General features: G+C 72.1%; 6 protein-coding genes and 1 pseudogene. 6 read left to right on the top strand and 1 reads right to left on the bottom strand.

Annotated elements, in window-relative coordinates; translation table 11 throughout:
- From E1291_RS43825 to E1291_RS08930, 4 genes and pseudogenes are all read left to right on the top strand, one after another.
- Positions 1-286, top strand: a pseudogene (locus tag E1291_RS43825) (DNA polymerase III subunit gamma and tau); the annotation flags it as partial.
- Positions 287-423: 137 nt separating this feature from the next.
- Positions 424-852 (top strand): YbaB/EbfC family nucleoid-associated protein, encoded by a 429-nt coding sequence (locus tag E1291_RS08940; protein ID WP_131737265.1) that lies wholly within the window; start codon positions 424-426, stop codon positions 850-852.
- A gap of 54 nt (positions 853-906) precedes the next feature.
- Complete coding sequence (gene recR / locus E1291_RS08935) at positions 907-1,506, top strand: recombination mediator RecR (protein ID WP_131737264.1); 600 nt, start codon at positions 907-909, stop codon at positions 1,504-1,506.
- Positions 1,499-2,044, top strand: coding sequence for a DUF5063 domain-containing protein (locus E1291_RS08930; protein ID WP_131737263.1), 546 nt, complete (start codon positions 1,499-1,501; stop codon positions 2,042-2,044). Before recR ends, E1291_RS08930 begins: the two co-directional genes overlap by 8 nt.
- 285 nt (positions 2,045-2,329) lie before the next feature.
- On the opposite strand, the gene E1291_RS08925 is transcribed toward E1291_RS08930, so the two are convergent.
- Positions 2,330-3,520, bottom strand: a complete 1,191-nt coding sequence (locus E1291_RS08925) for a helix-turn-helix domain-containing protein (protein ID WP_131737262.1) — start codon at positions 3,518-3,520, stop codon at positions 2,330-2,332.
- A 178-nt stretch (positions 3,521-3,698) separates the two neighbouring features.
- On the opposite strand from E1291_RS08925, the gene E1291_RS08920 reads away from it, so the two are divergent.
- Together E1291_RS08920 and E1291_RS08915 are read left to right on the top strand one after the other, a co-directional pair.
- A complete protein-coding gene (locus E1291_RS08920) occupies positions 3,699-4,973 on the top strand; it encodes an aspartate kinase (protein ID WP_131737261.1) in 1,275 nt (424 codons plus the stop codon).
- 207 nt (positions 4,974-5,180) lie between these two features.
- Complete coding sequence (locus tag E1291_RS08915; RefSeq protein ID WP_131737260.1) at positions 5,181-6,269, top strand: aspartate-semialdehyde dehydrogenase; 1,089 nt, start codon at positions 5,181-5,183, stop codon at positions 6,267-6,269.
- Positions 6,270-6,412: the final 143 nt, after the last annotated feature.

The raw sequence follows: 6,412 nt of genomic DNA, 5'->3' as shown, positions 1-6,412 counted from the left end.
GGGATTCGGCGGCGGATCCGGGCCGGCGTCGCCGCCGCCCGCGCGGCCCGTCCAGGAGAGCCGGCCCCCCGAGCGGCCGCCCGCGCGGCCGCAGAACGACCTGGGGCCGCTGCCCCCGCCGCCGGACGAACCCCCGCCGCCCGACCCCGGACCGGTGGACGAGAGCGACGAGGTCGACCCGGAGGGCGACGCCGACGCCGACGGCAGCGAGGCCGAGATGAGCGGGATGGCGCTCATCCAGCGCGAGCTGGGCGGCCAGATCATCCGTGAGATCGACAACACCTGAGCGGAGTCGGCGCGCGGGACGCCCGGACGTACCGCATCACCGGCCGACCCCGTAGTCTCGGGAGGACGGACGTCGTCCGGTGGACGGCGTTCCGCCGGACAGAAGGCCCGCGACGGGGCCGGACTAAGGAGTGCACCGTGGAACCCGGTGGTCAGTTGAACATCCAGGAACTGCTCCAGCAGGCCCAGGCCGTTCAGGAGCAGCTCTTCGCCGCGCAGCGCGAGCTGGCGGAGGCCGAGGTGAAGGGCTCCGCGGGCGGCGGGCTCGTCACCGCGACGGTCAACGGCGAGGGTGAGGTCACGGGTTTGACGATCGACCCGAAGGCCGTCGACCCCGACGACCCGGCCGACACGGCCGAGACGATCGCCGACCTGGTGCTCGCCGCGATCCGCGACGCGTCCCGGGAGGCGCGCGAGCTGCAGCAGGAGAAGATGGGACCCTTCGCCGAAGGTCTCGGTGGTCTCGGCGGCGGTGGGCTGCCCGGCCTCGGCGGCGGCGGCCTGCCCGGTGGGCTGCCGGGCGGTTTCCCCGGCCTCGGCGGGCCCGGAGGCGCGCCGGGCGCCTGAGCGCGGCCACGCGGTGGCTCGGAGCGGTGAACATCGAGTGAAGGGGAGGGTCCGTTGTACGAAGGGGTGGTCCAGAACCTCATCGACGAGCTGGGCAGGCTGCCCGGCGTCGGCCCCAAGAGCGCGCAGCGGATCGCCTTCCACCTCCTCGCCGCCGACCCGGCCGACGTCGAGCGTCTGGGCAAGGCGCTCAAGGAGGTCAAGGACAAGGTCCGCTTCTGCAAGACCTGCGGGAACGTCGCGGAGGAGGAGGAGTGCCGGATCTGCCGTGACGCCCGCCGCGACCCGCAGGTGATCTGCGTGGTGGAGGAGTCGAAGGACGTCGTCGCGATCGAGAAGACCCGGGAGTTCCGCGGCCGTTACCACGTGCTGGGCGGCGCGATCAGCCCGATCGAGGGCGTCGGACCGGAGGACCTGCGCATCCGCGAGCTGATGCAGCGGCTCGCCGACGGCACGGTGACCGAGCTGATCCTCGCGACCGACCCGAACCTGGAGGGCGAGGCGACCGCCACGTACCTCGCACGGCTGGTGAAGCCCATGGGCCTCACCGTCACCCGCCTGGCCAGCGGCCTGCCGGTGGGCGGCGACCTCGAGTACGCCGACGAGGTGACGCTGGGCCGCGCATTCGAAGGACGGAGGCTGCTCGATGTCTGACGCCAACAGCCCGCAGGACTGGAACGTCCTCGCCGAGCGTGTCGCGTGCCACGTGGACAACTACCTCGACGGCCTGGAGGCCGTCGCGCGCGGCGACGGCGGGACGCGGACGGTCCCGCTGCTCCTGCTGGAGGTGTCGCAGGTGATCCTCGCCGGGGCGCAGCTCGGCGCCAGCCCGGACGTGATCCTGCCGGACAACTGGGAGCCGGAGATCGGTGACGACCCCGACCTGGACGCGGTCCGCCAGGGCCTGTCCGAGCGGCTGGCCACCCTCGACGAGTACGTCGAGGTCTTCGATCCCTACAAGGACACCGAGCCCACGTCCTACCGGCTGTCGGACGATCTCGTCGACGTCGCGAGCGACCTCGTCCACGGCCTGCGCCACTACAACCAGGACCGTCCCCTTGAGGCGCTGTGGTGGTGGCAGTACTCCTACTTCAACCACTGGGGCAACCACGCCGGAGCCGCGCTGCGGGCGCTGCACGCGATCGTCGCGAACGCCCGCCTGGACGTCTCCCAAGAAGCGGCCAAGGCATAGGGCGCGAGTCGGCCGAGGTGCCGTACGGAGGTCACGGCCCGGTCCAGACGACGGCACCGCCCGCCTCGTCCCGCCGGGCCTCCGCGCACACCCAGCTCACCCCACAGGGGCGGTTCCCTCCGTCCACCCCCACCACATTCCACGAGAACAGCTCGTTCGATGCGCTCCGCGTATATTCAATGACATTCGGTGACTTCGACATGGCGTGCACAATGCCGCCCGGCGCCGCTCCCGGGTGTTCCAGTACGGAACACCCTGAGGCTTGACCACGGATCCGGCGGTGGGCTACCTGGCCATTCTCGTGTGCAGGCGGCGTAGCGGGTCGGGGACGGTGCGGTGCACGTCGACGAGGCGGTCCACCACGGAGTGCGCCGTCGGGTGGAAGCGGGCCATCTGCGGCGCGGTCTTCTCGGCGCTGAGCAGCCGGTCGAGTGCCCTCCCATAAGCGCCGGTCTCGACATGGACACGCGCCATGTCGAGCTCGTGATGCGCGCGGCGTTCGGCGGCCAGCCCCGCCAGGGTCGTCCGGACGATGGCCCGGTCACGGCGCGCGGCCTCGTCGAGGTCGCCCAGCTCCAGCGCGATCGCCGCGCCGTGGACGGCGATGTTGCCGGGGTTGAAGTCGGTGCCGTGCTCGTCCAGCGAGGGAGAGCCCGCCGCCTTGCTGATCTCCGTCGCCTGGGCGTAGTGGTCCCACGCGGCACTCGCCCGGCGGTTCCGGGCGCAGATCACGGCCGCACGGAGGTGAAGCGACCCCGCGACCTCGGCCGCGTCGGGGCGCCGCTGATCCACCTGGTCGACGGACCTCTCCAGCAGGCGCACCGCCGGTCCGCACACGGCGACGTTCATCATGAGCAGCGCGCGGCGGTGCGTCATCATCAACGGCAGGTGGGGGTCCTGTGAGTTCCGCGCGGACGCGGCCGCGCGTTCCATGATCTGGGCGGCCAGGTCGTTGTAGCCCAGGCGGCGGGTCAGGGAGGCGGCCAGGCCATGGGCCCGGTTCAGCATCCTCCAGGCGTCCGGCCGCTCCGTCTCGTAGGCGTGCCAGGTCAGTTCCTCGATGACGGACGGCAGACGCGCCGCGAGTTGGGCGTGGCGGGCCGCGTGCCGCAGCCGGAGCGCGACGCAGATTTCCGCCTGGAGCCGTGCGAGGGTGCGGGGCGGCCCGTCGAGGTCCGGGCCCACGTCGAGGTGCGCCATCGCCCGGCGGATCGCCGTGATCGCGGTGTGGACCCCGGTTCGGCGCGGGTCCTCCATATAGGGCTGCCCATAGAGCTCGGACGGGTCGACGCCGAGGGCGGCGGCGACGGCCGCCACGAATGCCGGGGTCGCCACCTTGTGCCCGACCTCCACCTGCGCGATGTGGGAACGGGCGTAGTTCGCCCTCTGCGAGAGGCCGTGCTGGGTCAATCCCCGCCGTTTGCGTATCCGCGCGAGCCTGACACCGATGGTCTCGTGGGTCTGGTCAACGGACATGGCCCCGCCTCTCCCTGCCGGATCCGCCTCCCAGGCTAGGATCCGCCCCCGCTCGATGTGAGGGCCTTCGAGGAGGTGGGTGGGGACAGGTGGGAGTTACCTGCTCGTGATGCAATGTGTCGGCGTCGGTAGACTCGACGCCGAGTACGCCTGACCCCGAACCGAGGAGCGCCCACCCGTGGCCCTTGTCGTGCAGAAGTACGGTGGCTCCTCCGTCGCGGACGCCGAGTGCGTCAAGCGGGTCGCCCAGCGCATCGTCGCAACGAAGAAGGCGGGCAACGACGTGGTCGTCGTCGTGTCCGCGATGGGCGACACGACGGATGATCTCATCGATAAGGCCAAGCAGGTCAGCCCGCTGCCGCCGGCCCGTGAGCTGGACATGCTGCTCACCGCCGGTGAGCGGATCTCGATGGCGCTGCTGGCCATGGCCATCGCGAACCTGGGCCACGAGGCCCGTTCGTTCACCGGTTCCCAGGCCGGTGTCATCACCGACGGCTCGCACGGTAAAGCCAAGATCATCGATGTGACGCCGGGCCGGATCCGCACGGCGCTGGACCAGGGCTCGATCTGCATCGTGGCCGGGTTCCAGGGCGTCTCGCAGGGCACCAAGGACATCACCACGCTCGGGCGCGGCGGCTCCGACACCACGGCCGTGGCGCTCGCGGCGGCGCTGGACGCCGACGTCTGCGAGATCTACTCCGACGTGGACGGCGTGTTCACCGCCGACCCGCGCATCGTCCCCCCGGCGCGCAAGATCCCGCGGATCTCCTATGAGGAGATGCTGGAGATGGCGGCGAGCGGCGCGAAGATCCTGCATCTGCGCTGCGTGGAGTACGCGCGCCGCTACAACATCCCGATCCACGTGCGGTCCTCGTTCTCCCAGAAGGAGGGCACGTGGGTCGTCGACAGCAGCGACATCGAAGGACACGACATGGAGCAGGCGATCATCTCCGGCGTCGCGCACGACCGGAGCGAGGCCAAGATCACCGTGGTGGGGGTGCCCGACAAGGTCGGTGAGGCCGCCACGATCTTCACGGTGCTCTCCGAGGCCGAGATCAACATCGACATGATCGTGCAGAACGTGTCGGCGGCCTCCACCGGGCGGACCGACATCTCGTTCACGCTGCCGTCCACCGACGGGCAGGTCGCGCTGACCGCGCTGAACAAGCTCCAGGAGCGGATCGGGTTCGAGACGCTGCGCTATGACGACCGGATCGGCAAGGTGTCGCTGATCGGGGCGGGGATGCGCTCGCACCCGGGCGTGACGGCGATGTTCTTCGCCGCGATCGCCGACGCCGGGGTGAACATCGAGATGATCTCCACGTCGGAGATCCGCATCTCGGTGGTCGTGGCGCAGGACGACATCGACACCGCGGTCGCCGCGGCGCACCGGGCGTTCGACCTGGACGCCGAGCAGGTCGAGGCCGTCGTGTACGGCGGCACCGGCCGCTGATCCGTAGAACCTCGCGGGCCGTGCCCGGACGGGGAGGGTCTTCCCTCCCCTCCGGACGCGGCCCGCTTTGTTGTGTCATGTGGCGCTAAGTCGCTCGCCCTTTGGGAGCAGGGTGGAACGTGCCCCGCGCGGGAACCGGCGGCGTCCGGCGGGAGTTCAGTGGATGGACGTGCGGACGCGGCTCGATGACGAGAGGTGAGTACGACCATGGGCTCCACTGCCGAGCCGGCCGGAGGGACGACCGGAGGGGGCCCGACCCTCACCGTCGTCGGCGCGACGGGCGCCGTCGGGACGGTGCTGCGCGGGCTGCTGTCCACCCGCCGGGACGTGTACGGCGAGATCCGGCTGGTCGCCTCGCCGCGGTCGGCCGGGCGGACGCTCACCGTGCGCGGCGAATCCGCCGAGGTGGCCCCGCTCACGCCGGACGCCTTCGACGGCGCCGACATCGCGATGTTCTGCGTCCCCGCTGCCGTGGCGGCGGAGTGGGCGCCGGTCGCCGCCGGGCGCGGCGCCGTGGCGGTCGACGGGTCCGGCGCGTTCGGCGCGGCGCCGGACGTGCCGCTGGTCGTGCCGGAGGTGAACCCCGCGCGGGTCCGGGACCGTCCCCGGGGGATCGTCGCGAGCCCGGGGTGCACGACGCTGGCGATGATCGTGGCGATCGGGGCGCTGCACCGCAGGTACCGGCTGAGGGAGCTGGTCGTGGCGTCCTACCAGGCGGCCTCCGAGGCGGGCCGGGACGGCATCGACACCCTGTACGCGCAGATGGAGAAGGTGGGCGGCGACCGCGCGCTGGGCAACCGCGCGGGTGACGTCCGCGGGGTGGTGGGCGAGTTCGGGCCGTTCCCGGCGCCGCTGGCGATGAACGTCGTCCCGTGGGCGGGCGCCCCGGCGGACGGCGGGTGGAGCTCGGAGGAGATGCGGATCCGGCACGAGGCGAGGAAGGTCCTCGGCCTGCCGGACCTGCGGGTCGCGGCGACCTGCGTCCGCGTGCCCGTCGTCACCGCGCACTCGGTGGCGGTCCACGCCGTGTTCGGCGAGCGGGTCGACCAGCGGGAGGCGCAGGCGATCCTCGCGGGATCGCCGGGGGTGGTGCTCTGCGACGACCCCGAGCGGTGGGAGTTCCCGACCCCGGCCGACGTCGTCGGGACCGATCCCACCTGGGCGGGCCGCGTGCGGCGCTCCCTCGACGACCCGCACGCCCTCGACCTGTTCCTGTGCGGCGACAACCTCCGCAAGGGCGCCGCGCTCAACTCGGCGCAGACCGCCGAACTGGTCGCCGCCGAGCTGCACGGCTGACCGCGGCGCCGGGCGGACGTCGGGCGCGCCGGTCAGGCGAGGAGAATCCCGCCGGTGATCGCCCGGTCGTGGGCGGGGAGGTGATGTGCGCGGTGACGGGCACGCGCCGTGGGCGGCACGGGGCACCGGGCTTTAGGCTGGCA

The organism is Actinomadura roseirufa (assembly GCF_900659635.1).
In the GTDB taxonomy this organism is placed as follows: Bacteria; Actinomycetota; Actinomycetes; order Streptosporangiales; family Streptosporangiaceae; genus Spirillospora; species Spirillospora roseirufa.
This window is presented reverse-complemented; position numbering and strand designations above follow the sequence as displayed.